At 41.0% G+C, this 26,793-nt stretch carries 25 protein-coding genes and 1 pseudogene; 17 read left to right on the forward strand and 9 right to left on the reverse strand.

All coding sequences use genetic code 11. The features are described from left to right. Window positions 1-22: 22 nt before the first annotated feature. From PSE60_RS11465 to PSE60_RS11500, 9 genes are all read right to left on the reverse strand, one after another. Window positions 23-292: a PAAR domain-containing protein gene (locus PSE60_RS11465; RefSeq protein WP_272665495.1), complete on the reverse strand. Its 270-nt coding sequence runs from the start codon at window positions 290-292 to the stop codon at window positions 23-25. Window positions 293-303: 11 nt separating this feature from the next. Continuing rightward, on the reverse strand, window positions 304-1,308 hold the full coding sequence (locus PSE60_RS11470) for a hypothetical protein (protein ID WP_257474475.1): 1,005 nt from the start codon (window positions 1,306-1,308) through the stop codon (window positions 304-306). Beyond that, complete coding sequence (locus PSE60_RS11475; RefSeq protein WP_272665496.1) at window positions 1,220-3,106, reverse strand: hypothetical protein; 1,887 nt, start codon at window positions 3,104-3,106, stop codon at window positions 1,220-1,222. Before PSE60_RS11475 ends, PSE60_RS11470 begins: the two co-directional genes overlap by 89 nt. Window positions 3,107-3,117: 11 nt before the next feature. Further along, entirely contained in the window at window positions 3,118-4,065 is a 948-nt protein-coding gene (locus PSE60_RS11480; protein ID WP_272665497.1) for a DUF4123 domain-containing protein, read from the reverse strand. Continuing rightward, window positions 4,058-6,166: a type VI secretion system Vgr family protein gene (locus tag PSE60_RS11485; RefSeq protein WP_004908029.1), complete on the reverse strand. Its 2,109-nt coding sequence runs from the start codon at window positions 6,164-6,166 to the stop codon at window positions 4,058-4,060. Before PSE60_RS11485 ends, PSE60_RS11480 begins: the two co-directional genes overlap by 8 nt. A 69-nt stretch (window positions 6,167-6,235) precedes the next feature. Then, on the reverse strand, window positions 6,236-6,754 hold the full coding sequence (locus PSE60_RS11490) for an Hcp family type VI secretion system effector (protein ID WP_004908028.1): 519 nt from the start codon (window positions 6,752-6,754) through the stop codon (window positions 6,236-6,238). Between the two features lie 709 nt (window positions 6,755-7,463). Further along, window positions 7,464-7,877 carry a putative zinc ribbon protein gene (locus PSE60_RS20635; protein ID WP_442959777.1) on the reverse strand — a complete coding sequence of 138 codons (414 nt, stop codon included), beginning with the start codon at window positions 7,875-7,877 and terminating at the stop codon, window positions 7,464-7,466. Window positions 7,878-8,125: 248 nt separating this feature from the next. Further along, window positions 8,126-8,362 carry a helix-turn-helix transcriptional regulator gene (locus tag PSE60_RS11495; protein WP_272665498.1) on the reverse strand — a complete coding sequence of 79 codons (237 nt, stop codon included), beginning with the start codon at window positions 8,360-8,362 and terminating at the stop codon, window positions 8,126-8,128. 113 nt (window positions 8,363-8,475) lie between these two features. Then, a complete protein-coding gene (locus PSE60_RS11500; protein WP_272665499.1) occupies window positions 8,476-9,516 on the reverse strand; it encodes a YagK/YfjJ domain-containing protein in 1,041 nt (346 codons plus the stop codon). Between the two features lie 721 nt (window positions 9,517-10,237). Between PSE60_RS11500 and PSE60_RS11505 the strand changes: the two genes are divergently transcribed. The 17 genes and pseudogenes from PSE60_RS11505 (at window position 10,238) to PSE60_RS11585 (ending at window position 26,742) form a co-directional block, all read left to right on the forward strand. Continuing rightward, complete coding sequence (locus PSE60_RS11505; protein WP_272665500.1) at window positions 10,238-11,200, forward strand: hypothetical protein; 963 nt, start codon at window positions 10,238-10,240, stop codon at window positions 11,198-11,200. A 269-nt stretch (window positions 11,201-11,469) separates the two neighbouring features. Continuing rightward, complete coding sequence (locus PSE60_RS11510; RefSeq protein WP_004905185.1) at window positions 11,470-12,198, forward strand: DUF3944 domain-containing protein; 729 nt, start codon at window positions 11,470-11,472, stop codon at window positions 12,196-12,198. 56 nt (window positions 12,199-12,254) lie between these two features. After that, complete coding sequence (locus PSE60_RS11515; protein WP_272665501.1) at window positions 12,255-12,932, forward strand: helix-turn-helix transcriptional regulator; 678 nt, start codon at window positions 12,255-12,257, stop codon at window positions 12,930-12,932. A 9-nt stretch (window positions 12,933-12,941) separates the two neighbouring features. Then, window positions 12,942-13,991 carry a hypothetical protein gene (locus tag PSE60_RS11520; protein WP_272665502.1) on the forward strand — a complete coding sequence of 350 codons (1,050 nt, stop codon included), beginning with the start codon at window positions 12,942-12,944 and terminating at the stop codon, window positions 13,989-13,991. Window positions 13,992-14,048: 57 nt separating this feature from the next. Next, window positions 14,049-14,267 (forward strand): hypothetical protein, encoded by a 219-nt coding sequence (locus tag PSE60_RS11525; RefSeq protein WP_272665503.1) that lies wholly within the window; start codon window positions 14,049-14,051, stop codon window positions 14,265-14,267. Between the two features lie 92 nt (window positions 14,268-14,359). Then, window positions 14,360-14,776 carry an antirestriction protein gene (locus PSE60_RS11530; protein ID WP_272665504.1) on the forward strand — a complete coding sequence of 139 codons (417 nt, stop codon included), beginning with the start codon at window positions 14,360-14,362 and terminating at the stop codon, window positions 14,774-14,776. Between the two features lie 61 nt (window positions 14,777-14,837). Further along, window positions 14,838-15,243: pseudogene (locus tag PSE60_RS11535) on the forward strand (hypothetical protein). Between the two features lie 1,098 nt (window positions 15,244-16,341). Further along, entirely contained in the window at window positions 16,342-17,967 is a 1,626-nt protein-coding gene (dcuS, locus tag PSE60_RS11540) for a DcuS/MalK family sensor histidine kinase (RefSeq protein ID WP_272665505.1), read from the forward strand. After that, a complete protein-coding gene (locus PSE60_RS11545) occupies window positions 17,960-18,628 on the forward strand; it encodes a response regulator (RefSeq protein WP_210836967.1) in 669 nt (222 codons plus the stop codon). The genes dcuS and PSE60_RS11545 overlap by 8 nt, the downstream gene beginning before the upstream one ends. 241 nt (window positions 18,629-18,869) lie before the next feature. Beyond that, on the forward strand, window positions 18,870-20,177 hold the full coding sequence (locus tag PSE60_RS11550) for a 2-hydroxycarboxylate transporter family protein (protein WP_210836966.1): 1,308 nt from the start codon (window positions 18,870-18,872) through the stop codon (window positions 20,175-20,177). Window positions 20,178-20,196: 19 nt separating this feature from the next. Further along, a complete protein-coding gene (gene citD / locus PSE60_RS11555; RefSeq protein WP_210836965.1) occupies window positions 20,197-20,484 on the forward strand; it encodes a citrate lyase acyl carrier protein in 288 nt (95 codons plus the stop codon). Beyond that, complete coding sequence (locus tag PSE60_RS11560) at window positions 20,484-21,359, forward strand: HpcH/HpaI aldolase/citrate lyase family protein (protein ID WP_210836964.1); 876 nt, start codon at window positions 20,484-20,486, stop codon at window positions 21,357-21,359. The genes citD and PSE60_RS11560 overlap by 1 nt, the downstream gene beginning before the upstream one ends. Continuing rightward, window positions 21,356-22,897 carry a citrate lyase subunit alpha gene (gene citF, locus PSE60_RS11565; RefSeq protein ID WP_272665506.1) on the forward strand — a complete coding sequence of 514 codons (1,542 nt, stop codon included), beginning with the start codon at window positions 21,356-21,358 and terminating at the stop codon, window positions 22,895-22,897. Before PSE60_RS11560 ends, citF begins: the two co-directional genes overlap by 4 nt. 109 nt (window positions 22,898-23,006) lie before the next feature. Continuing rightward, window positions 23,007-24,023, forward strand: a complete 1,017-nt coding sequence (gene citC / locus PSE60_RS11570) for a [citrate (pro-3S)-lyase] ligase (protein WP_272665508.1) — start codon at window positions 23,007-23,009, stop codon at window positions 24,021-24,023. 27 nt (window positions 24,024-24,050) lie between these two features. Next, window positions 24,051-24,599 carry a citrate lyase holo-[acyl-carrier protein] synthase gene (gene citX, locus PSE60_RS11575; RefSeq protein WP_272665509.1) on the forward strand — a complete coding sequence of 183 codons (549 nt, stop codon included), beginning with the start codon at window positions 24,051-24,053 and terminating at the stop codon, window positions 24,597-24,599. After that, window positions 24,571-25,536: a triphosphoribosyl-dephospho-CoA synthase CitG gene (citG, locus tag PSE60_RS11580; RefSeq protein WP_272665510.1), complete on the forward strand. Its 966-nt coding sequence runs from the start codon at window positions 24,571-24,573 to the stop codon at window positions 25,534-25,536. The genes citX and citG overlap by 29 nt, the downstream gene beginning before the upstream one ends. A gap of 189 nt (window positions 25,537-25,725) precedes the next feature. Continuing rightward, window positions 25,726-26,742 carry a linear amide C-N hydrolase gene (locus PSE60_RS11585; protein ID WP_272665511.1) on the forward strand — a complete coding sequence of 339 codons (1,017 nt, stop codon included), beginning with the start codon at window positions 25,726-25,728 and terminating at the stop codon, window positions 26,740-26,742. Window positions 26,743-26,793: the final 51 nt, after the last annotated feature.

The following is a 26,793-nucleotide window of genomic DNA, read 5'->3' on the forward strand; positions in this document are numbered from 1 at the left end:
ATCTGTCAGAACATCGTATTTTCTAACCAATTTTTACCGTTGAATTACCAATTAATACGCCACCGCAACTTACTGTATCATCTGTTCTGGCCGCAGGCTTGCCATCAATAAATACACTACTTGATCCACCAACGATAGTTCTTGAATGCCCACCGTGAGGCGCTAACGCATCTCCTTGCCGAGCAACCGCTTTACCATCGACTTTTACCGTTGGTGAACCTGTAATCACATGGGTAGGGCCATGTTTTCCATGGCCTGTATCAGAATCACCAATAAGAATAATGTTTGGCATAAATTAATTCCTTATCGAACAATCGTGACTTTTCCATCAATAATGGATAAATAGGGATTGTAGTGAAATGTTCGACCTTCAGGGCTAACTAATTTTATTGGTGACAGTCGGCTAAAACCAATTTCATACCGGAATATTCGTTTATCTTCATAAGTACTGAATATATAGCGACTCCAATCTATTTTAGCTGGCTTATATCCTTCATCTAGCATTTCTTTAAATTCTAGAGAGTTCCAAAATAGATCAGGGGAACTATTATCTGCATAAGCAAACTCATCCCATGATATTTTACCCATTGCTTTTAATTTGTTGAGATTTTTATCAGCAAAGGCTTGTTGTAGCTCTAAATAAAACGCTTGAACCTTAGGAATATCGGATTCCGTTACAGGCGTTGCTTTTTCCCATTGCCATTTGGGGAGCCCTTGTAAATTAAATTGGTTTTTTGCTTCTAGCATACTTCCTTCACTTTTTCTATTGGAGCCACCGAAATAAACTTGATCCATATTATGTTTATATTTATCGGAAATAATTATTTTTCCATCGTTATTTCCAGCTAATTTAATACCTGATATAAATGTGCTATTACCATTTTCGGATAACTTATTTAGTTCCACCTCACACCACATTTCCGGTGTTAGTTTTTCTTCTTCTGCTAGAACAGAATCATTATACATAATTAAACTTAATGTATTTAGTTCATTGGTTAGCATACTCGATATATTTTGGCCTGCAGAATACATCCCTTCAGTAGCATTTTCATTATCCATAATAAGCATATCATTAATTTTTATACCGCAGCCTGCATTATTAGAGGATAAATTAATCAAATAAATTTCATCCATTGTATTTTTTGCCATACTGACTCCACTAAAACCTAATACCATTATAATACTCGTTATATGCAATACGTTTTTCAACGAAAGACGCTTACCAGATCTCTGATGCCCCATAGCTTTCGTTAGATGGTGAGAAAATAGACCAACGATACTCTGATTTTTCTTTGGATAACGGTTCATGAATAATCCACTCCTTATCTAGTGGCCTGGTTGATTCTTCGACTTTGATATTCTTTTTTGAATGACCAAATTTACCAGCGTCATTATTCTCTTCTGTTTCTTTTTTTCCGATCCCTACACCATATTCAACACTCGCATAAGCCTTTATCCCCTCATGATAAAAAACAATCTCACCATTTCCATTTGGAACCCAAGCCGCTTTTACAACTGCGGTTACTTTCGCTTCCGCTTTAAAAAAGCCTGAGATACCATAATAACGAAAGCCTCCGCGGATGTTCGTTACACAGCTCATTGTGAACGATAAGTGGACATCACTACTTTTTTCATCAAATTTTGTAATGCCATCACTCTCTGTCTTATATTTTACGCCGCAGTTTAAAGACAGGTTAAAGGTTAAATCAAGCTGGACACCAATAAATGCCCCATCTTCCCCTCTATTGACCTTCCCTTCACTCTGTGTCCCCCTTTCTCGAATAACGGTGACAATAGTGTTGATACCAAAATAAGCCGCGAAAGCCTGTATCATGTCAAATGTGAATTTGAAACCAAAAAACGGGTCGCCACGTAAATACACATCGTATTTAGGCATGACTTGATTATTTTTTGTTAATGCAATTTCTCGGCTACCACTGACTTTGATTGTCGGATAAATAAGCTCAAATTTTGCCAATTCATATTCTTGTTGTTTGTACTTACTTGGGCTTTTATCTGGAGCGGTCGATAATAATCGATTAAAACTATCGACGCCTTTATTTACTTTTTCAAGCAAAGAAAGCTCTTTTTTCTTTTTTAATTGTGAGTATTCATGTTTCAGTTCAGCACTCCATTTTTTACTGTCCATCCCCAATATTTTTGAAATCGAGCCTTCAAATTTAATACTTGAGGTTGTCAGTTCTGTACCTGATTTTGTCCAGCCACTGTGAGGTTTTGAGCCGTTATGGCCCAACGCTTGGTTCTTTTGTGCAGTTAATTTTTTTCTCGCAACATCATTTTGACCTGTTGTTTTTTCATTGAACGCAATCGTTAAATCAATTTTGGTTTTTTGCTGTAAAATTAAATAGAACTTTGTATCAAAAACCGACCTCGAACCAAATTTTTGATACACGAAAGCCCCTGCATTTAAGAAAATATTATTGTTGATTGAGGCATTATACATTTTGGGCTCAAACGGTTTGTGCCCACATTCTGCAATCGATAATCGATATTCTTGGGTATGCTTCAATCTACTAACGGCGTATTCATCATCCAAATCATTCCATAAATCAACGAATAAATCAGCCAACACCGTAAACGGATTCATCACCTCTGCACCAAATTGACGAAATTGTTTTGTGTAAACTAACGGAATATCTAATGCCTTAGCTGGCGTGACTTTACCCACAAACGTATTCTTTACTTCCCCAATCGGTTTTACACCTTGAGGTAGTTGTGCCACTTTATTGTTATAAGATGTTGATTGCCCAAAGTCATAGGCAACATCACCATAGACATTTCCAATGGGGCACTCAGGATTATTAGAGACACATACCTTCGAACAGGTCTTTACCTTAAAAGGCACTGAGATTTCAGCTAAAAACGATTCAGGATTTTTTTCAATGTTGAAAATATTATTAAAATCAGAAAGCTCTGCCGCTAGAAAACTATTTTTACCTTTAAATTCGATAATATGAAAAAAATCTTTTTTAATCCCATTTTGGCGATAAGTTTCTTTTTGTTGACCAAATTCAATCTCGACTTCAAGTGTGCAATCATCGGGTAATTTACAATCACAAACGACCTCTGGATATTCTTTAGACACTGGCAATCTCCTTACGCACTGTACTGCCGATAAAAATCTGGAATGGTATTTATTAACATCATCGATAACTTTTCAATTTTATAAAAGTCCATTGCATCCGTTATTGATAAAATCACACGCCATTCCGAAGGAAGAGAATCCACATCATATATTTCGTAATAGACAAGAAGATAACAAAATAGACTTATTGATTTTTCGTGATTGATATCGTGTTCATAACAAATATCTACGATCCTTTTTGCATACTCAAAGTAAAATGCCCATGTTTTTTCATGACACAAATCTGACGTAAAATATTTTAATGAACGTATTTTGGGATTACAGATAGTTTGCAAGATTAAACTTTCAATCGTTTCATGTTCTTTTTGGGTCTGATATTTTTCAGTTGCTCGAACAAAAAAAAGTGCCATTTTCGCTGTTAATAACGCTATTTTTTGTTGAGATAATAATTTCATTTCTGCATCAGTAAAACGCATCAGCTTGCCCCCAAGCTTCGCATTATCCGGAAATCCGCGGCGCTCACGTTCAAAACGGGAAGCAGTTTCCTCTCCCCATAACAACGTCTTCAGTTGCGTGATAGGCCCTAAAAACACATGCAATCGCCAATTATCAAAGGTTCCAAGCACATCCCACACATTGCGAGGGTCATAGAAACGCCAAAATACCGGTTTTTCTTGCCCCGGTATCATCACCATCAAATATTTGCGCAGATGCTGACGTAATTCACGCATGGTTGCGTGCGTATAAACATAAATTCCCCAAGGCGTCTCTCGTGTGCTTAACCAGCGTTGCACCTCTTCGGTGACTTCCACTAAATAGGGCGCTAATGACACAATCTCAGGTTGAATCGGCTCACTGTATAGACAACTTGCCGGCGGTTCATGTTCTGCAAGCAAATTAAAAATATCAGGCTCGGAAGCCGCATCGATAATGGCATAGCACGTTTCAGGTTTAACCATTTTCAGCCTCCTCTTGCCCTTCTTTCATAGGACAATGCGCCACAAAGGCCGCGCCACTGCTCGCAGCGGCTTTGAGTACCGCAGGGTTAGTCGCTTGCAGGATATCACCGGGACTTCCCCCCGTATTAAGATTAATCGCAGGACCTTTAATATCAACGCCACCACTGTGCACGACAACAAAGCTTCCGCCTACCTTTAACGTAATTTTACTGCTGCTTTGTAAGGTGATATCCCCCTGTGCATTCACGCTGACCACACCTTGTATTGCCTTAACCAAATCCCCCTCAACCGAAAGGTGTTGGTCTCCCTCAACTTTGTCTTGATAGTTACCGGTTGTTTTGTGCGCTTGATTACCTTCAACCGTCACGGTCCGATTACTGGCAACAACTAGTTCATCATTATGGCCAATGCTGGTTGTCCGGTCGTAATTAATCCGCTCCCCCCGGGAGTTAAGCACATTGATGGCCAAATTCTTTTGCGCATGCACATAGATTTCTTCTTGGCCAGCTTCATCTTCAAAGCGCAACTCATTAAAGCCATCCCCTTTGTGGGTTTTGGTGCGAAATGTCGTGCGTGTTTTGTGTTTCGGTAAATCAATCGGCGGTCGATTTCGCCCATTATAGGTACAGCCCGTAATAATCGGCTTATCTATATCATTGTTAAGATAGGAAATAATGACTTCCTGCCCAACTCTTGGAATGGACATAAACCCAAAGCCATCCCCATTCCAACCGTGGGCTACTCGCACCCAACAAGATGCGCTGTGGTCTGGCTTACCACGCCTATCCCAGTGAAAATAGACGGTCACAGCACCTTGTGCATTGGTATAAATTTCTTCACCCGGCGGGCCGACAACGGTAGCCAACTCATCCCCATCCGCCGTAGGTTTAAAACGATAAGGAGGGCGCCACTCTTGCGTACTGGGAATAAAGGAAAGCTGGTTACTCATCTGAGTCCCTTCACCGCCACCGTTGTCGGCAAGCGGTTGCACGCCGTGATGAGAGATACTTATCACCTGCCATGTGGTGTTCATGCGCGCACTCGGGTGGTTAGACAAGGTAAAAATACGCCCCGGTGCTAATTCAATACAGTTTGTGGTTGCTGAACCCACTTGACGTTGGTTTTGTGATTGTTCGTAGCGAATTTGGTTAAAAGGTTGCCCCTGTGCATCCTCTTGAAAGCGCCCATAGCTTTCAAAGATTTCATGTTGCTGATGAACTTCACCAGTCACTTGGTGACTCAGTGGATAAGACGGTCGGAGTTGATTGTAATCCTTATCCACACGAATATCGCTGCACAACTGCTCAGCATAGCGCCATGTGGTGGCCGTACTGTCGGTAATGTCGGTCTCAGATTGCGGATTATAGGTCAGGGATATCCCCGCTTTCATGCCTAAATGCCGGTCACTGTAAAACAGTTGCGGGCCTTCTTCGAACCAGAACGTAATCCCTTCTTCGGCAGCAAGGCGACACCAGAATTCATACATGGTTTCGCGCTTTTGAGTAATATATTCGCGTTTCAGATGTTCTTCAGGGTGGTAAAACTGCTTATCAAACTTGATATGAGATTCGCTCAATAGCGTCTCAAGAATGTTCGGTACCGTCATATTTTGGAAAATTCGGCTATCCTGCTTAAGCGTCATTACCCACATTTCAGGGCGTATCACAAAGTGATACCACGTTTTTACACCATCCGTGTTCCCTTGCTCTGCCCCTGCTAAAATCCCTTGCACCGTGCGAAGAATTTTTCCATCTCGCTTTACGGTCAACGAAGAGGCCGCACCTAATACCGTTTGAAAATCAATCTCGGGTAACGGACTGACCGCCTGAATCGACAGTGAAAAGAGTTGGGAAAGCCCTTCTTGTAAATCAAACTGAGTGACTTGAAAGGTGTTTTCAGGTAGCCCACCAATCGTGCAACTGAATACTAATCCCGTCCCCATTTCGCCATTCATAATACGGTCTAGCAGTTGACCATGGGCTTCTTGCAAGGCTTGGTCCTGTGCATAGGTTCTGCCACCCGCATACCCACCACCGTGAATAAGCGGGTTATTTTCGGGGCTACCGAGTCGTTTGTTTTTATTGGGGTCTGTCCAAGACATGGGAGTTTCCTCTACAGGAGAAAAAGCGAAAAATGCAAACGAGCCTCGAGAGGCTCGCTAAATTCGAACTTACGCTTCGAGCGGTGCACGCCAATCATCAGCACCAGAAGTACCCGCTACAGTATGTTCCCAGTCCACTTTACGGTAAGACAGAGACACTTCGATTAACTGCGTGAAATCCGCTTTCGCAGGGTCTTGGCAGTGTGGCATCTGGCAATCAATATTGACAATCGTCGCATCGGTTAATGTAGTGGTGAAGAAATGTTCTTGCTTGCCTTCCACTGACGTGCGGTACCATTTGAGTTCCACTTTCGGCAGCATTTCACCTGAAGCTAATGCGTTATACAGCAGTGGAACGGCTTTATTTAACGCCACCGTGAAACGGAACGGCTTGTGCGCACGTTGGCCTGAAGGTTGACCGGATTGTGGGTCAGTCGGTACAGTCACAACATGAGAAAATTGTTGCACTAACATTTGGTCTTCATGACCTTGTACATAGATGTTACCCACAGAATCCGCAGTAAATGCACCTGCAGTGATGTTGCCTTGGGTTTTCCCTTCAATGGAAATATAACATGGAGTTGGCATAGCGATATCCTTTATCCAGAATGACAAGTTGAGTTAAGTCGACATAATTATCGATTAATTTCCGTCATCTCAGCCAGTGCGCACGGTAAGATTTACTTGAAGGATAATAAAATCTGATGAATGATATGTAAACCTGAGGGCTGGTTTGTATCTCTCTAGGATAAGTGACTTAGCGTAAACTGGTTGAAATATCGCTATATAATGCTGATAAAAACACCTTAAACAAATAAAATCAGAATAATAATCGAACAAAAAATAGACCAAAACGCGATAAGCCCAGTAAGTTCTAATGTACATAGAAATAAACTATGTAACCAAATATTTCAGTCAAAGAATCAGTTGTAACTTATTTATTTTATTAGATTAATAGCAATATCACCATGCAACTATCATAAGTCCGACATTTACATGTTCATTTCGTTAGTGTATTCACCTATCAAGGTTGCACTTAGCAATATTAAAACCAAGTAAGATTAAGCTTTGTTTTATTTAACTCTGTTGTAACCAGCTTTTTTATAATGTTAATAATAACCTCACAAGTAATACCGTATATCAATTTCAAAAAATATCTGGTGCGGGTACACCTGTAAGTATCTGGAATGCTTATACGGCCATCAGTTGATGGTGGCTATAGGTGCGAGTTAGATTATAAAATAAATAGCGGCATAATTATTAAAATCCATTAATATTTAAATCGCTTATCTGGAAATTACCTCTTTGTTTTAGGCTGATGTTCCTCTGTAATATTCTCCGCAGGAATGCACCAGATCCCGTCATTACAGTTAGGACAGTATTTTTGATTGCTTGTAAAGTACTCACTACACTGCACACAAAACCAATCAGTGACCTTTAAAATGGGTGAAACTGACCGAACCTGTGTGCTCAGCCGTGCTTTGTCTTCTAAGCTCTTGAGCTTACTGATGACCCGCGGACAGTGTTCTGCGGTCTGAGGATCAGAATGAGTAAACCACGACTCCGTTGGCGTCTTGTGCAGTGCGACAGGTTCACCGCAGTGAGCACAGTAATAGTTTTCTCGTGAATAACTCGGTTCCTGAGTGGCTCCCGCAAAACGATTATTTTGTGTTAGGGCGAGAGACATTTTGACTTCGTGTAATTTAAGCATGGGTGTAATCCTGCTGTAAAATTCAAACTAAACGTTCTGAGTACCTAAAACTCAGAACCTATTTGGTACCCACTTTGAAACCCGCAAGGCCACTGAGCAGTGCCTGTGTGCGTATCGAGTAAGATCTGTATGTTTAGGGTGCAATTTTGCCTAGAACGCGCTCAATGGCATCAGGTGTGCTTTAGAGTGAATTGGTGAGTCGGTGGTGGGTATACTGTGGAAAATGAACTGCAACTCGAGCAAGTATCTTAGGATTCAAGGGTTGAGTTGGCTCCTCTCGATTCATCAATGCGTGCTTGTAGCCATTGTACGACTTCGCTCTTTAACCAGCGCGACATGCGACCAAACTTGATGGGTTTTGGGAATTCGCCATTTTGGATCAACTTATAGAACCACTTATCCGTTAATCCTGTTAATACGGTGATAAATTTCATATCAATGAATTGGTCATCAAGTAATGCAACATCTTCAGTTAATATACTCATGGTAAAACTCCTGTTTTTAATGTGGGTAAAAAGCAGGAGCGATATCGAAAAGGTTGATGTGGATATCACTCCACATCATTAACCGGATGTGTAAAAAATAATTGTGCTGTTAACTACTGGCGTTTTCTCGGTTTGATTTCGCCTCGCCAAAAGGTGCGTTTAAGTTCAGGCACAGCCAGACGGACCCATGCATCAGCTTTACATAAATACCTCACTGCATTGAGTAATCCTTTCTTACTCTCCGCATCAGTACGTTTTAGTAAACCAATCCCCAGTTCGCGATATCTTTCTTTTTGGTAATTACAGTTAAAGTATAAGCCTGCCATGTCTGTAATACGTTCTTGCCAGAGCTCACCAATGAGTTTGCCCAGCGTGATGTCCCGCCTCACTTTTTGTCCATCAAAGAAAAACAAAGCGTGGTAATGAAATCCTTTTTCCATGCCGAATTCCAATTTCAAGATATACCCGACGCAGCATGAAAAGAGTCGGTTGCGGTTAATCGCTTTGTATAGGGTTTGGCGATGCTGACGAAGGTGGTGAGCTCTGACTTTATGACTAATTCCACTTTTGTAAGACAGATCTACTCGTACAACTAACAGTTTGGAGTAACGTTGATACAACGAGTCAATGTATTGCTGAGCCCGTCGGTAGTTCTTCTGAGCACCTTGTTCAAAGTGACGGACTTGCTTTTTGTAGTCAGGGCTCTTTAACGTGCTTTGGAACTCACGAAAGGCCTCGTTAAGCCACTGAAGGTGTTCAGGGGTATCCACCATCCAGTATTTATCTTTGTCTGTGAGTATGTCGCTTAGGCGGTATTTGTTAACAAGAGAGACCAAGAGCACAACAGTGGGATGCAAGCGCTGTATTTGCGATATTTTCATTGATTGAATGCAATTGATGAACTTGAGCGTTTCTAAAAAGAGCTCACCTTTGGAGGACGTAGAGGTGAGCTGCAAACGAGGGTTATTAGGTGACAAGGGAATGCCTTTATATAAATCTAATTTATGGGTTAGACGTTTTGAAAGGTGTTTAATATTTCCCATGAGTAGAGACACCAGCTCACGCAGTGAGTGGTCTCGAGTGAGCGTTAAACGGTCATTTTCAAACGTGGTTGAGAGAACAACTTGATTTAAGTGTAGTGCACGATTTGTCATTTTATTTGCCTGTGATCGAATAAAGGTTCGTATCATCAGGCAGGGGAATTATTTTTAATTTTTAATTTGTCCAAGTTGTGAAGTAATGATTGATAATGATAGTTAGTGAATGGCTTAAAAGGGGGGAGCAGTTTTACGAGGATCGCTTACATAGGTATTTTTAAGATTAGGATTAGTATTTAAAGGTGAAAAAGCAAGGTTGGTTTAATGGTTTTATTAAATGATAAGTATATTTAAAACACAGCCCTAGATTGGTGATTGTAAACAATCTGAGTTTTTTACTTAGCTATGGGGTTACCTTTATACTCATTAAAATTAATACGCTTATATGTGAGCTATTTCATGTATATCAAGTCACTGACTGAACACATCAATTCAATTACATCAATAATAAACAATCCTAGCTTTAACACCGTTACTTCAAGGTCAATTAAACACAAAAGAGTATTCTACACACGGAATTATAACTCAATTTCTTAGCTATTAAGGTAAGCAAGTTAGTCCTTTTTTAGACACGAAAACTGATTTTTTATCTGTGATAAAAGGTCTTTTTCATCAGTGAAAATCAAAAATTTTGTCTTTTTTAACTACACTTTTACTACAATAAATCTTCATGTTATCAACCACTATTACCTCAAATTGACTACAACATCACATAATAAAATCCAATTTTAATGCACAATAAAGTCATATTAACTACACTGTAGAGGATTTAATTTAAATGGATATTAATGCTTATATTGAAGATTTAATAAAAAATAAAGATGCTAGAAAAGCAATTTTCTTTATTCGATTGTTACTTGGTAATGAAAGATTTAATTTTTTAAATGTGTATGGCTTAGATGCTGGTAATTTCACACTGATTAAAACTGCATTGAACCTTCTTATTAAGGAAAGAGACTTTAGTGATAATGAATATTTGCGAATAGCCATAGAGTCTACAGAAAAAAATATACTTCCAAGTTCTAATCTTTCTTGGTTTTCTAATGATGAAAATGCATGTGCATTTTTTTGGGGTATATTGCGAAACCGTGATATCAATAAATATATCCATGATATTGATGAAATGAACTCTGGCTTTTATTTGTCAAAATTTAATGGTAATGGACGTAAAAATTGGTTTAAGCTACTTTCTATTGAAGATATGCAATCTTCTCATCTAGATAGGTTTTATGCTATTACCTATTTTTTAGATTGCTCTATTTTCTTGGAAAATACCAAAAAAATGCTCATGGACGAGGCTAAGAAAAAATGGCATGAGGAGTCTCAAAAAGTCAAAGAGATGTCTTGGCTAAGCGATGGAGGAAGAGATGCGGCTATTTGGACATGGGAATACTTAAAAAAATATGATGATAAAGAAAGAGCTGAGCGTAGTTACGGGGGGATTAATACCCTTGAATTGTTTAATCCAAGTGGTAAAGGTGAACTACCATTGGTTATTTATGCCGCATTACGCTCATGGAGCTTTAGACATCGCAGTGAGCGAAGAATGTTGTTATCGGATATGAAAAAAGCATGGGGACAACGTGCATACCGAAAAGGGCGAACTCATATAAAAATATTAAATTGTGAGTTGGACATTGATGTAAAAAATCACTTGGATGAGTTGGCCCAAGCCTACAATATGACGATTGTCGATACAGTTACGGATCTGATTGAGAAAGAATATCACGGTCGCAAATGATGAGCATAATAGACTAGTTATTTAGAATTTCCTCATGGTTGGTTTATCCTAGTCTTTTAAGTTGGTGTTAACTCAAGAAAATTTCAAATATACAGTACTGTCATGACATATGAAAATAGCATACATATCAAAATGATATAACTCTTTTGTGACACACCCTGTCATTTCCCTTCATTTTTCCTCCGAAAAAAAGTCAAATAGCCGGACATAACCTGTCCGGTGAGGTTGTTATCGTGGTGTTCTCTTTTTCAAGCTAAGGAATAACACCGATGGCAACTTACCGATTAGATACCGATTTAGCGTTCTTACGTGAATGCAGTAATGAAGAACTGGGCTTACTTGTATCCGTCCTGACTCACGACAGTAAAGATGGACAAAAGCGCTGGACTGAAACCTTAACCAGCTCACCTGAATATCAACTCTACCACCCTGAGCATCAGCAATATTGGATGTCGATTGCCGCTGAATTGCAAGCTTTTGGGGCTAACAGTTTGATGAGTCTCGTTCGAGGCAATAAGGGCGTGCTGTACCGTGAAATCTTACAGGATGTCTGTGACCACCTTGATGTCAATTATCCAAAGGAGGGTAATACCGAAACCTTGGAATTAAATTTGTTATTGAAAGTATTAGAAAAAAGCTTAAATGAGCTGACCACAGAAGAGCTACAAGCCTTCTCTCGTGATATGCAACTTAACCTCACCAACCCCACGCCTCAACTGATTTTGATTGCGGTTCAAGCGGCTATCCGCACCTCTGGCATTGCCGCACTGGAAGTGGCCACACTCTCAGCCATTGGCGTGATTAATGCGCTAGGCGGAGTTGCCACCATTGGTACACTCTTTGCCGCACACCGAGCACTTTCCTTGATTGCGGGTCCGATTGGTCTTGCCGTGAGCTCGGCATGGCTTGTCGCTGATCTAGCAGGCCCTGCTTATCGCGTCACTGTTCCCGCCTGCATCATTGTGGCGTACTTACGACAAAAGGCCTTATCACAATAAGGTTTATCAATCCCATTCTATCCGCTTGCCGGAGCTATTTTAATAAGGACAACATCATGTCGACATCTGTGTCTCGCCATGACCGGCTTGCGTCTCGGTTGGCGTTTATTATCAGTCAATTATTTCGAGGAGAAACCGTTTATTTATCCGAGTTGTCAGAAGAACTCAATGTCTCGACTCGTACCCTGCGGCGTGATTTTAATGAGCGCCTTCAGTATCTGGATTTGGAATATCACCAAGGTGGCTATCGATTGGCGGCATCACAGCGCCCTTTTCGTACCGATAAGGACATACTGCGCTTTGCGGCTATTACGCATGTCACCTCACTGTTTCCGGCTTTAGACAGGAAGCTGTTAACGGTTCTGCTCGACCCGACAATTGATTCACCGTTCATTGTCTATCATACGCCTCCTGAGCAGCGTCCCTCGTTGTTCGGGGGCTTTTATATCTTGACACAAGCCATTGTAAAACGGCGTTTACTGCAATTTGCCCACCAAGGAAAAAGCATCACGAACGTGGCTCCGTATAAGTTGATTTATTACCACGGTCATTGGTATCTCACTGCCGATATCGCGCAGCACATTCATGTCTTTGATGTGATGGCCTTGCAAGATGTGGTCATGACGGCACGGGGCTTTCGTTATCGTGAAGACCTCAATCAGCGGTTATGTGAAGAGGCGTTTATTCAAGCTTTGCCCCATTACCAATATATCCAATCACTCGTTAAACTATAAGGCATTAAAATGAAAGCTATTTTTTATACTGTTTGCATCAGCAGCGCGCTCTTGTTGGGATGTGATGATGCAACATCACCCCCTACTAAGACTGTTTCCCGAGACATTTTGCGTGTGCAAAGATTGATTTATGATTACGACCGAAGTGTCACACTCGGCGGTGTACTCAACCACCGTAAAGACTGTGTTTCGCCAACATGGGAAACCTTAACAGATGAACAAGAAAGGCCCTTGGTGGTCTATAAGTGTCAATTAGCTGAAGGGGCATTACAAACCGCGATTAACCATGATTTAAATAATTGGTACCAAACGGCAATAGACGGTATGACTAAACTCATACCGCGTTTTGCCAATGCGGAAACACCGAAAACAGATTCAACTTCTGCTCAGCAGAGATTCACGCAGGTTTTACAGGTCATCACAACACTGTCTCAACATGACTGGTCATTGCTCCGAGGCAATGTTGACCAGCCCTATGCGATGATGACACCGATTATATTTAATGCCGGTTATACCCCGTCAGAGGAAGCAGAGCACCAGCTTAAAGTGTGGAATGCGTTAACGGAGACATTGAATGACCACGCCCCTGATGTTGGCTTGTATTTATTACCGTGGTTAAACCAAACGGAAAATGTCGAGGCAATACTCCGGAAAAAGGTCTCTGAGCTTCAGCAACACAATGCCAATGCGTTAACACAATTTAAAAACCAGCAAAATGAAGGAATTCAAATCACGGAGCAATACATCACAGACCTAAAACGCGCACAACAAAATGCGCAAGACTGGTCAATCACCCAAGTTTTTATTTGGAGCCTCGTTAACCCTGAAAAGCCTGTTCTAACGCATGTTCTGTATAATCTAGAGAATAAACAAGGGCAGGAGGATTTTACCCCTATGATGGAAAAAACATTGGGCCGCTCTGCAAGAACGGATGCCGTCGCATGGGCGTACCAAGGTAAACTTGAAACACCTCAAATTATTAACGGAATAGCGAAAGCGTTATTTTACTACCAAACACAATCCTTTCAAAAACCGGATATCGCCCGATATCAATACTGAGTTTTCACACACTATTCGGCGTTCATATTCAGTGAACGCCTGACTAAAGGGTAATCTATGTCCATTTTTAAACTTATCGCCACCTCTGTGAGTGTTTTGACACTGGTGTCTATCACTTACTACGCCCAGAAGACGGTCAATGAGCAACTCACACTTGAAGGTGAGTATTCCGACACGGAAATTCAAGCGGCTCGACTAGGGGCGACGCTAGCCTGTACCACGTTATTAGGAGGAGCCATTGAGCGACTGCTTAATGGGCTATTTAGCAATAACTAAGCATTAACGATTGATTTTTCGGTAATAAACCATAAAGGCAGGCCAACTGGTCTGCCTTTTTTATTTCATCCTATCCACAAAAGGGCTTTCTTATGACACTTGAACCCATCATCGCAACACCCGTTTCCAACCACCAGCGCACGCATTTTTGGCAAACCCACTTTGGCACCGTTAAAGGCTTCGCCACGTTTGAAGTGGTCATTTTCACTCTCATGGGGCAGTTCTGTGATGAATATACGGGCGGTTATTGGGAGTACTGCACCTTACCCAATAGTGGCGCATTTATTTATCCTGATTTGGGCCCCGAAAAATTAACACTGTTCAATATGCACAATGGCAATGAGGCGGTATTGAGCCCTGAAGCGGCAGGTGTCGCTGTCTGTTTGATGCTGTATAGCATGTGGTCATTTAGAACCGAAAGTGAGCTACTCGTTGAGCGTTTCTATCAGCTTAGTGATTACGCCATTCAACACCCTGAAAGTTCAGCCATTTTCCATATAATCGATTAGCCACTTACTTAATTTATTCTCTCAGTCTTACCTATCTACTTTATTTTTAAGGAAATTTATTATGACTCGTTTAGCCTCCCGCTTTGGTTCAGCGAATAATATTCGCCGTGAGCGCCCATTAACCATCGAAGAGTTATTTCGCACAGTACCCAGTGTGTTTTCAGAAGAAAACATGAATCTCGTAGCGAAAAGTACACTTACATTCCTACGATTACTTTACTCGATAGTTTACAGAAAGAAGGTTTTTACCCGTTCTTTGCATGCCAAAGAAGGACGATCTTTGGACGGTGTACAAACGTTTGCAAGAAAATTTAATCAAGGGAGGATTATCAGGCAGGAATGCCAAAGGTAAACGCGCTCGCACGCGCTCAGTGAATGGGATTGATGGGGATATTAAGCTCAATAAAGCGTTGTGGGTACTCACCGAGCAAATGCATGCGCACTTTTATGGATGCGAACAACTATAGCCACAGTATACGTTAAATAATTGGATCTTACGATGAACGCGATGAAATTATCAGAACGACAACTAAAAACCTTGAGTAATGTGAAATTCAATTACGGTCAACTCTGCAACAAAAAGACGCTCGATTCGTTGGAGAAAAAAGGATTGATTCAATGGCACATCTCTAACCGTTGGATCTTAACTGAATTAGGTTTTCATGTGCTGAATAGCACAAAAGAGGATCTCTAAAAGATAAAGCGTTAAGTAAGTCATCTCCCCTTGCATTCCCGCGTCCTATATCTATAACGTAATCAAGTTTACATTGGAGTACACCTTAACGCTCTCCACGAAAGTCAACCACTATCAATAGAGGTATTTATCCAATAAAATTATGCTAAAATGATTCACCTGATGTTGGAAAATATATTTGAAGTCGGTAACGAGTACGATTCCGCTACGCGAACCCAAATTGTAATTTAAGATCGAATAGAAAAGTACCTTGTTCGACTTCAAAATCAATGCAAAAACATCCTGGGGCCCTAACGGGGGCTCTTTTGTTTTTGACTTTCGATAATAATAGGTATATCAATGCACTATATTTCTAGTTTTATTCTGAGTCCGGGCACCACTAATTTTCAACAGACGTCAATCGACGTCTGTTTTTGTTTGTAACGCCCACTAAAATTAACACTCCGCCAAAGTTTCAATTCAACTGAATTCTATTCGACTCTACCCACATCCCCCCTACTATGCGGATACAATTGCAGGTATCGCAGCTCTATATTATTTAACACACAACATTAAAGGTTCACCTTTAGCTATTACATACCTTCAATTGCATTTTGAAATACGAGCAGTATATGGAGTTTCAAGCCCCTTTCATTGGCAACAATAAGGTCAAATATAGCTCTGCAATTACCATCGAAGTCAAAACAATGAATTGACCTTGATGGAAGAGAAGATTCCTCGATTAAATTCATTTTGCACAGGCTCACATTCAGGGTAAGACATTCCCCTACCATATATAAGCGCATGGTATGCTTTTTATACCAGAGTAGGAACAAATTAGGTTCCTACAAATTATAAGAAATAATATTTTTTACATAATAAGAAGAAATTAATGAAACTATTTATTTTTTTTACGCGCCTACCACTAAGGGTACAAATTATCGTTTTAGTCGTGACTGTGCTAGCACTACCACTTATCGTAGCTAACATCCAGATTTCAAAAGATATCGATGACCGTTTGCATTATGAAGCGGCTGATAAAGCCGAAGTCGTAGCAGATGTTATCGCCTTATCCCCCATAGTCGCCAAAGGATTGGTAAACCCAACTCAAGAGGCATTACAAGAAATACAAGATTACTCACAATCCGTTCAAAGTGTTTCTGGTGTTGAATTTATTGTGGTGATTGATATGAATGCTATCCGAATATCCCACCCTGATGTCGCTAAAATCGGCAAACCGATGGAAGGCGGCGATGAAAGGCGTGTACTTAGAGGTGAAAGTTATAATTCTTCCGCAAAAGGTTCACTGGGATTTTCCTTGCGGGCATTCAAACCTATTTTTGATGCACAAAGTCAGCAAGTCGGTGCTGTCGTCGTTGGTATTATGTCCAATAGCATCGACCAAGCCATCGAACAGGTTAATCAACCAATCCGCTCTGCCCTTACACTAGCTCTGTTGATTGGTATTGTACTGGCTATCGGGTTATCTAACAGTATCAAAAAAATTCTGTTTGGCCTTGAACCATTGGAAATTGCTCGTCAATTGGGAGAACGTAATGCTGTGCTCGCCTCTGTCCGAGAAGGGATTATCGCTGTTGATCGTGATGCCAGATTGACAATGGTCAATAGCGAAGCCAAGCGTATTTTAAGCCTTGCGGGGATCTCTCCTGATTTAATCGGTAAAAAAGTAGAAAAATGTATTCCACATACTCGTCTACTCGACGTACTCCTCTCAGGAGAATCAGAGTTCGATCGTGAACAAAATCTTCATGGAATATCGATATTAACCAATCGAGTTCCTTTGTATGCCAACGGTCAAATCATCGGTGCAATCGCAACATTTCGTGATATGTCGGAAGTGAGCAAGCTAGCTGAAGAGCTTACTGGTGTGAACCGTTATGTAGAGGCATTACGCGCATCTGCACATGAACACCTCAATAAACTCCACGTTATTAATGGATTAGCACTCGGTGGAAATCGACAAGTGTTACTTGAGTATTTGTCTGACATTATTAATGAAAATAAAAGTGAGCAAGCTTTCATCAATGATGCCATTCGGGATCCTATTTTATCAGCATTCTTATCGGGCAAATTCAGCCGCGCTAAAGAAATGGGTGTCGATCTGGTTATTGATATCAATGATGTCGTTCCTGAAATTCAACAACCCAGAGTGAGCCATGCGCTAGTGACGCTATTAGGAAATTTGTTAGACAATGCCTTTGATGCTGTACAACTTTCTGAAACGAAAGAGGTCATTCTTCATTTAGCGCTAAAAAATAATAAATGGTACATCGAAGTCAGTGATAGTGGCTCAGGAATGCCAGCAGAAAATATTCCACAAATATTTCAACGCGGGTTTTCCACAAAAGGTGAGCATCGGGGAATTGGCTTATTTTTGGTTAGTGCAACGTTGGATAAGCTAAATGGCACAATGGACGTATTTAGCCATGTTGGCAGTGGCATGACATTCGCCATCTATATTCCTGCAGAAGTAATTAATGGAGGTAGTGATGATTAATGTCTTAGTTGTCGAAGATGACCCAATGGTAGCTGAATTAAATAAAGGCTATCTAAATATGATTGATGGGTTTTCATTAGTTGGAGTAATTAATAGTGGTACTGAAGTCCTTGAGTTCATGAAGAACCATGATGTTTCGCTGTTGTTGCTCGATATTTTTATGCCAGGATTAGATGGTCTTAGCCTGCTTAAAGAGATCAGAAAAAACTATTCAAATGTTGATGTTATTATGGTCACTGCCGCCCGAGGTGGTGCTGATATCCAGAGAGCATTACGCCTAGGAGCCATTGACTATATTGTTAAACCTTTTGTTTTTGAACGATTTCAATCTGCGCTCGTTAGCTATCATGAACGAGTCAAATTGTTAACAGATGAAAGTAACCTAAGCCAAGCGGCTATCGATAGCCGCATCTTTGCTAAAGAAACACAAAGCCATAAAACGCCAAAAGGCATAGAGCATGAGACACTGACAAGAATTCAGTCTATCGTTCGAGAGCAAACTAAACCGTTTGATGTTCAAGAACTTGTGCCTATCGTCAAACTATCGCGCATATCATTAAAAAAATATCTCGACTATCTGGTCGAGATAGGTGAGCTATATAGTGAACTTGCCTATCGTGGTCAAGGTAGGCCAGTGACACTTTATCGATTAATCCGTTAGTATTTTCACCTAAAATCAATCGTGATCTGCATAACATTGTTATGCAGAACTTATGCTAATTACGTGATAATGGTCGCGATATTCCTAACTAACCAACAGCTAAACCGTGATTTAACTCCCAAATTAAACTTTTAAAATTAACCACTTACATAAGTTTCATAATGCTTAACTAAGTTTCAGATGCGAGACGATGACGTCATGTTTACACCAAAATGGCTCCGACTATAAAAGGAGTCCCATAATGGAAAAAGACGTTCAAATTACCACAGAAGCAGTTAAGCCGAAATTTTGGCAAACAAAAATTGGGCCGCTACCCCTTCCGCTTTATCTTATCCTTGCAACTATTATTATCTTGGCGTCAGTATTCGGGAAATTGCCTTCAGATATGTTAGGTGGTATTGCCGTAATGATGATAATCGGTATGTTACTTGGTGATATCGGGATGCGCGTACCGATCCTCAAAGACATTGGTGGACCTGCTATTTTGTCCATTTTCGTTCCATCCGTCTTAGTTTTCTACAACCTGATCAACCCAACGGCAGTTGCCGCGATTTCATCATTCACTAAAACTTCAAATTTCCTTTATTTCTACATTGCTTGTTTAGTATCTGGAAGTATTCTCGGCATGGTACGTGCTGTACTAATCCAAGGCTTCTTAAGGATGTTTGTTCCACTAGCAATCGGTACCATTGCTAGCTGTATCGCGGGGGTTGCCGTTGGTTCATTGACAGGACTCGGTGCATACCACTCCTTCTTCTTCGTTGTTATTCCTATTTTATCAGGTGGAATTGGTGAAGGTATCTTACCGCTATCCGTTGCTTACTCAGAGATTTTGAATCAATCACCAGACAAATTTATTGGAATGTTAGTACCTGCAGCCATGTTAGGTAACTTATTTGCCATCATGTCCGCTGGCTACCTGCGTCATTTAGGTGTGAAAAAACCACATCTAACAGGTAACGGAACCTTAGTGCGATCAGGTGATATTGATTTAAGTGCTAAGAATGAAAACCAACCGATTGACTTTGGTTTAATGGGAGCGGGCCTGATAATCGCATGCTGTTTCTATCTGTTTGGTATGTTAGCCAATTACTTTATTCCAATCCCTGCACCTATTATTATGATCCTGTCCGCTGCACTGGTAAAAACGCTTGGTATTATGCCACGTGAGATGGAACTGGGTGCTTATCAACTGTATCGCTTTGTTGCACAGAACCTGACTTGGGCGCTTTTAGTCGGTGTCGGTGTTCTATATACCCCTTGGAATGAAGTCGTTGCTGCTATTACCCCTGCTTATATTGCTACCGTTGCCGCAACAGTACTCGCGATGATTTCAAGTGGCTTCTTCATTGGCCGTTATCTCAATATGTATCCAATTGAATCTGCCATGGTCACTGGCTGCCATAGTGGCTTAGGTGGAACTGGTGATGTCGCTATTTTATCTGCGGGTAACCGTATGGAATTAATGCCATTTGCTCAAATCGCCACGCGTTTAGGTGGAGCTTGTGTTGTGGTGTTGGCTGCAATTTTAATGCGTGTAATTAGCTGAGTACTTAGGAGGCGACATAATGACTATCAAAAAAGGCCATGCCGGAACCTTAGAATCTAACGACATCATGATTTTTGTCGAAGAGAAACCAGCCAATTCCGGTATTCAAATTGAATTAACCAGTATCGTAGAGGCGCAATTTGGCCAGGCCATCCGCTATACATTACAAGAAGAAGCCAACAAAGCAGGTTTTCCTGACATTTATATCAAAGCCATAGACAAAGGCGCCCTAGACTGCACTATCCGCGCGCGAATGCAAACGGCTATTCAACGAGCGAATAGCATGACAGCGGAGGAAAACGAATAATGGACCTACTTAGAACACTACTATTTTTACCGGGTAATAATGCAGGAATGCTACAAAATGGGGGCGTTTTCGGAGCTGATGCGGTGATCCTCGATTTAGAAGATGCGGTATCGCCACCAGAAAAAGATGCGGCTCGCACTCTCGTCAGCCATGCATTGCGTAAAGTAAGTTATGGCAATAGCCATAAAACCGTACGTATTAATCCGCTTGACGCAGGAGGAGAACAAGATATTGCAACCATCGTTCCTTGTGAACCTGATGCACTAATGCTGCCTAAAATCGACAATCCTAAAATGATACACGATATTGTCACCCTGATTAAACGCGCAGAAAAACCGGGACAAAAAACCGTTAGAATTATTCCTTTGTTAGAGACACCGCAGAGTATTATTCATGCCTATGATATAGCAGTTGCGGATTCTCGTGTTTGGGCTATTAGCTTTGGTGCAGAGGACTACACCGCTTCACTGGGGGCGATACGCTCCTCCTCCGGTGAAGAAATTTTATCGGCAAGAACCACTATCATCAATGCAGCCGCTGCCGCGGGGATTGACTCCATCGATACCCCATTTACTGATGCCCAAAATGAGGTAGGCCTTGAGCGAGATTCACTTTTCGCTCGTCAGCTAGGTTTCAAAGGAAAGCTAGCTATCAACCCGCGCCAAATAGATATTATTCATCAGGCTTTTAGCCCGACAAATGCAGATATTCAATGGGCTCATCGAGTCGTTGATGCGCTTGAACAAGCGAAAAAACAAGGTACTGGCGTTATTGCTCTTGATGGAAAAATGATCGACGCCCCTATCGTACTACGAGCTGAACGTACTCTCGCGTTAGCTGCCTATCTCAATCTATCACAAGGGGAAACGGTATGAAGAATCATGTCAATCGCGAGCTACCCGAAAAGATATTTGTTACTGATGCATTGATGCCTTACGCTGGTGCATTCGCACGAGTTCCTAACATGCAACGTAGTGCACCCAAAGTGAAATGCCAACGCCCAGGGAACCAAAAGCTAAGAAATTGTTTAGAAGAAATATTTGATGAGCTGTCGATCAGTAATGGCATGACACTCTCATTCCATCACCATTTTCGCAATGGTGACAGCTTAGTTAATCAAGTATTAGATATCGCTGCTCAACGTGGGCTTAAAGGTCTTAAAATCGCACTCAGTTCTGTATTTCCGGTGCATGCACCTATGATCGAACACTTTAAAAGTGGTACCGTCGCTTACCTTGATACCGATTATATGTCAGGGCCTGTGGCTACCGCTATCTCACAAGGAGTACTTGCCCACCCTGTAATGTTAAGAAGCCATGGTGGCCGAGCGCGAGCCATCGAGTGTGGCGACTTACATATTGACGTCGCTTTTATTGCCGCACCTGCCGCTGATGAATATGGAAACCTCAATGGTACCGAAGGACCAACTGCGTGTGGGTCACTGGGCTATGCTTTTCCCGATGCTGAATATGCTGACTGCGTGGTTGCTGTAACCGATACATTACTCCCTTACCCACTAAAAACCATTTCAATTTCTCAGACTCGGGTCGATTATGTGGTTACACTACCATCTGTGGGTGATCCTAAGGGAATTGTTTCTGGAACAACGCAAGTCACTAAAGACCCAGTTCAACTGAAAATTGCCTCACTAGCAGCAAAAACAATTAAAGCATCAGGCCTACTAAAAGACGGTTTTTCATTCCAAACCGGTGCAGGGGGTGCATCACTAGCCGTGGCACACTATTTACGTCATATCATGCGAGAAAAATCGATAGTCGGTAGTTTTGCTTTAGGTGGAATTACTGGTTATCTCGTTTCCATGCTTGAAGAAGGATTATTTGAACGACTCGTCGATGTACAAGGCTTTGACCTTGATGCCGTCCGTTCTTTGAAAGAGAACCCAAATCATCTTGAGGTTAGTGCAGGCATGTACGCAAGCCCATTTAATTCAGGCTGTATGGTCAATCAATTAGATTGCGTTGTTCTGGGAGCGACGGAAATGGATACCCAGTTTAATGTCAACGTCGTTACTGGCTCAAACGGTTATATCATGGGTGGTTCAGGTGGTCACAGTGATGCCGCTGCAGGTGCTAAATTGACGATTGTTACCGCAAATTTAATTCGTGGACGCTTGCCTATATTACGTGATGAAATCGTCACGATTACCACCCCCGGAGAAACCGTGGATGTGCTGGTTACCGAATATGGAATTGCGGTAAACCCGCGCAGGCAAGACTTACTCGACCGCCTTTCTCAAGCTGGACTGCCACTAATTACCATTGAAGAAATGAAACAGTTAGCAGAAGACATTGCAGGCGTACCCGATCCGATTAAGCTCACTGATAATATTGTCGCATTAGTTGAATATCGAGATGGCACGGTGATTGACGTCGTTTACCAAACCGTTAGCTAACCCATGATTTCACTTAGGGTAACAACCAACGCCCTAAGTGAACCTTATTAAAAAAATCGGTTAGCTGTTGATAAAGCAGCGAATAAACGAACTTTCTCTTGGAGGCCTCATGAGCGACCGATACCAATTTAATTCCCTCTTTCAACCTTCAACCTTGATTCATCGTGAACTCGAATCACTACTGAATGCGAATGAACTTCAACTTGAAATAGGGCTGACACAATTCATTGAAGCTCGATATCAAGGGCAACTCGTTGGCTGTGCGGGGTTAGATGGCAATATTATCAAATGTGTGGCTATTGATAACAATCATCGAGGCGCAGCTCTGAGTTTACAGCTTCTAAGCGAGGTCACAAATCTAGCTTATCGGCAAGGCATTGAACGGCTATTTCTCTATACCAAACCATGTAATGTTCCACTGTTTACAAGTGCTGGTTTTACGCCACTCGTCAGTGTTCCAACACAAGTCACTTTGATGGAAAACTCGCCGTATGGCTTGAAAAACTATTGCGATGAATTGGCGAAATTACACGTTTCAGGAAAAACCATTGGTAGTATCGTGATGAACGCCAACCCTTTTACATTAGGCCATCGTTACCTTATCACTCAAGCCTTGGAACATTGTAATTGGCTACATCTGTTTGTTGTAAAACAAGATGCCTCACGTTTTGCTTATCGCGACAGGTTAGCACTAATCCGTGACGGCATTAAAGGGCTTGAACGGGTCACGCTCCATCCCGGCTCGGACTACATGATATCCAAAGCCACCTTCCCATCCTATTTTATCAAAGACAAAGGGTTAATCGATGAATGCAGCACTGCGTTAGATTTATTGTTATTTAGGCAGAAAATTGCACCAACACTGGGAATTAATGTGAGATTTGTGGGGACTGAACCTTTTGACCCTGTCACCGCAAAATATAATCGAGATATGGCATTTTGGCTCTCGGAATCAACTTGTTCCTTCCCCGCTATCAAGGTAGAAGAACTTCTACGCATCGAAATTGATGGCAGTCCTGTCTCTGCATCAAGGGTCAGAAAACTACTAGATGAAGGTGATGCCTCGGCTATCGCACGCCTCGTGCCAAAAACTACCTTTGATTTTTTATTCAATTCACAAAAGTAATCAACAATATTATTCCGTAAGGTCAGCATGATAATAGAACAAAAAGTCACACTAGAAAATATGTTGAACTGCCGTGAAAAACGCGCTGAAAAACAGCAATATCTTCTTGCAAAATACCATCAACCTGTCGTTTTTATTTCATTGGTATGGCCGGGTGAGGTTAAAGATTCTAGTGCATCACGCTATGTGATGGAACTAGCAGTTAAAACAATGAATAACGCGGTAGAACATCTACACTTGCATGCGTCTCATTACCAATGTGAACACCTTATTACTGGGCCTGAAGCTTTTTATTGTTTACCTATAGACAATATCGGGCTGAGTATCTTAGATCTAAAAAAACTTTGTGTTCGCCTTGAAAGGGCACATCCACTTGGTCGTTTATGGGACATCGACGTCATTAATACCCATAAACGTCCAATATCTCGTTCTGAGGTGGGGTTACCACCACGTCGTTGCCTACTATGTGAAAAAACTGCTCATCTTTGTGCACGTTCACACGCTCATGATGTACACACATTGATTAATACCATTCACCGGAGGATAGATGAGTTTAAACAACGTGCAGGGAATTGATGTTATTGACCATAGCGTCTCCCATCCAAGCGATGAAACACACGTATTTTGGGCTAAAAATTTGAGTCAACTTGCGTATCAAGCCATGATGGAAGAGGTACTACTAACACCAAAACCAGGGTTAGTTGATATGCGCAACAATGGCTCACATCAAGATATGGACAACTATATGTTTGCCCGCAGCGCTCGCACCGTTGCTAACCACTTGCCTGAATTTGTTTACCTTGGCTACTTTCAAGGAAAGCAACCTGCGGTACAAACACTTTATGCTTTAAGAGAGCACGGTTTAGCATGTGAAAAAGCCATGTATCAGGTAACTAACAACGTCAATACACATAAGGGCGCAATATTTTCCTTCGGCCTGGTGTTCGCGGCAATGGGTCGATTATTAGCACGTAACACCAATATCACCGCCAATTCAATTTGCCAAGAAGTCGCAAACATTTGCCAAAACATGGTCGTACGTGAACTCGAACCCATTAAAGAAGCCACAACAGCCGGGGAACAATTTTACCAGCTCTATGGACTAACAGGAGCTCGTGGAGAAGCTGAATCCGGCTTTGCTACTGTCTTAAAATATGGGCTTCCTACCTATCAAAAATTTCATGCGATGGGATGGGATAATGAACGAGCATTGCATCAAACGTTACTAACACTCATGGCCTATAATGATGACACTAACCTTGTTTCACGTGGTGGTTTAGATGGTTTACACTTTGCCCAAAATGCCGCCATGGCACTTTTGAACTCTGATAACATGGACTATGCGCAACTCAAAATGCAATTAATCTTGTTAGATAATACTTTTATAACTAAAAACCTAAGCCCTGGTGGTAGTGCAGACTTACTTGCTATCACTTGGTTTTTAGCTCATCTACCAAAACCTGTTAAGAATAACTTACCAAATAGTTCTTCAAATAGTTGTCAGTATTATTAATACGTTGAATCCCACTAAATTGGGATTCGGTTATTATTTTAATGCGTCACCTATTATTGAAAAATAATTTCAATATAAATAATCTTCATTATCAGGTAATATTTATTTAGCTACCTTACGACCCACATTGATTGAAATGAAGTGTAGCCTACAAATTCGCGAATACTTCATAAAACGAGGTTAAATGGAATGTGTACGAGTTTATCAATAACAGATAGCCAAAATAATATTTACCAAGGGCGAACATTAGAATTAACGGAAGACCTACCCTCTTGGATAACATATTATCCTGCGAATACTTTTTTTCAGAAAAAAGCCCCTAACGGGGCAAATGGTATTAATTATACATCTAAATTCGATATTCTTGCGATAACGACCGAAGTTTATTTTGATGGAGATAACCATAATATATTCCAGGGGTTAAATAGTGCAGGATTAACGTTTAGTGCAAATATGATTTCTGAAGCAGAGCTTACGCCAATTAATCCGGAAAATTATTGTCTATCATTACCTGTTACTGCATTAGGTGAATGGGCTTTATCCCTTTTTAGTCATGTTGATGAAGTTAAAAAAGCGGTTGAAAATGGTTATTTTTGGTCCCCTATTCTTGTTAATTTTAGGAATTTAACATCACCATTCCACTATGCTTTTTATGATAAACACGGTGGTAGCATTATTGTTGAAGCCGTAAATGGCAAATTGCAGGTTTTTGATAACCCTACTCGTGTCATGACTAATGGACCTGATTTTCAATGGCATTTAAAAAACCTGAATAATTATACTCAGTTATCAAACCTAGATATATCAACAAATTTACTGGGTAATATTCGAGTTACTCAACCTGATAGTGGTATTGCAACATCAAATCTACCTTCGTCGGATACGTCTGTTGGACGTTTCATTCGAGCGGTTTTTTATAGCACTTATGCACCAAAAGTTGGCAATGCAAAAGACGCTATGATTACACTCGCCCACATTATGAATAATTTTGACCGTACTAAAAATATTACAGTTGATAATATGGGGGAAGGAGAAGGCACTCAAAATAGTTTACTTTCTGAATATACTGTTTGGAGCTGCTTGTCTGATTTATCTAATGGTGTAATGTATATTAGAGGCTATGGTGAAATGAATTATAATCAATATTCAATTAGCCAATTTAGTAGTGCAGGAAAACCTGTATTTCAACAACTGAATATTTATTAATTTACAATTGCAGAAGATAAATACTAGGTTATCTTCTGCTATCTCATAAAC

It is taken from the genome of Providencia sp. PROV174, from assembly GCF_028480685.1.
Lineage (GTDB): Bacteria > Pseudomonadota > Gammaproteobacteria > Enterobacterales > Enterobacteriaceae > Providencia > Providencia rettgeri.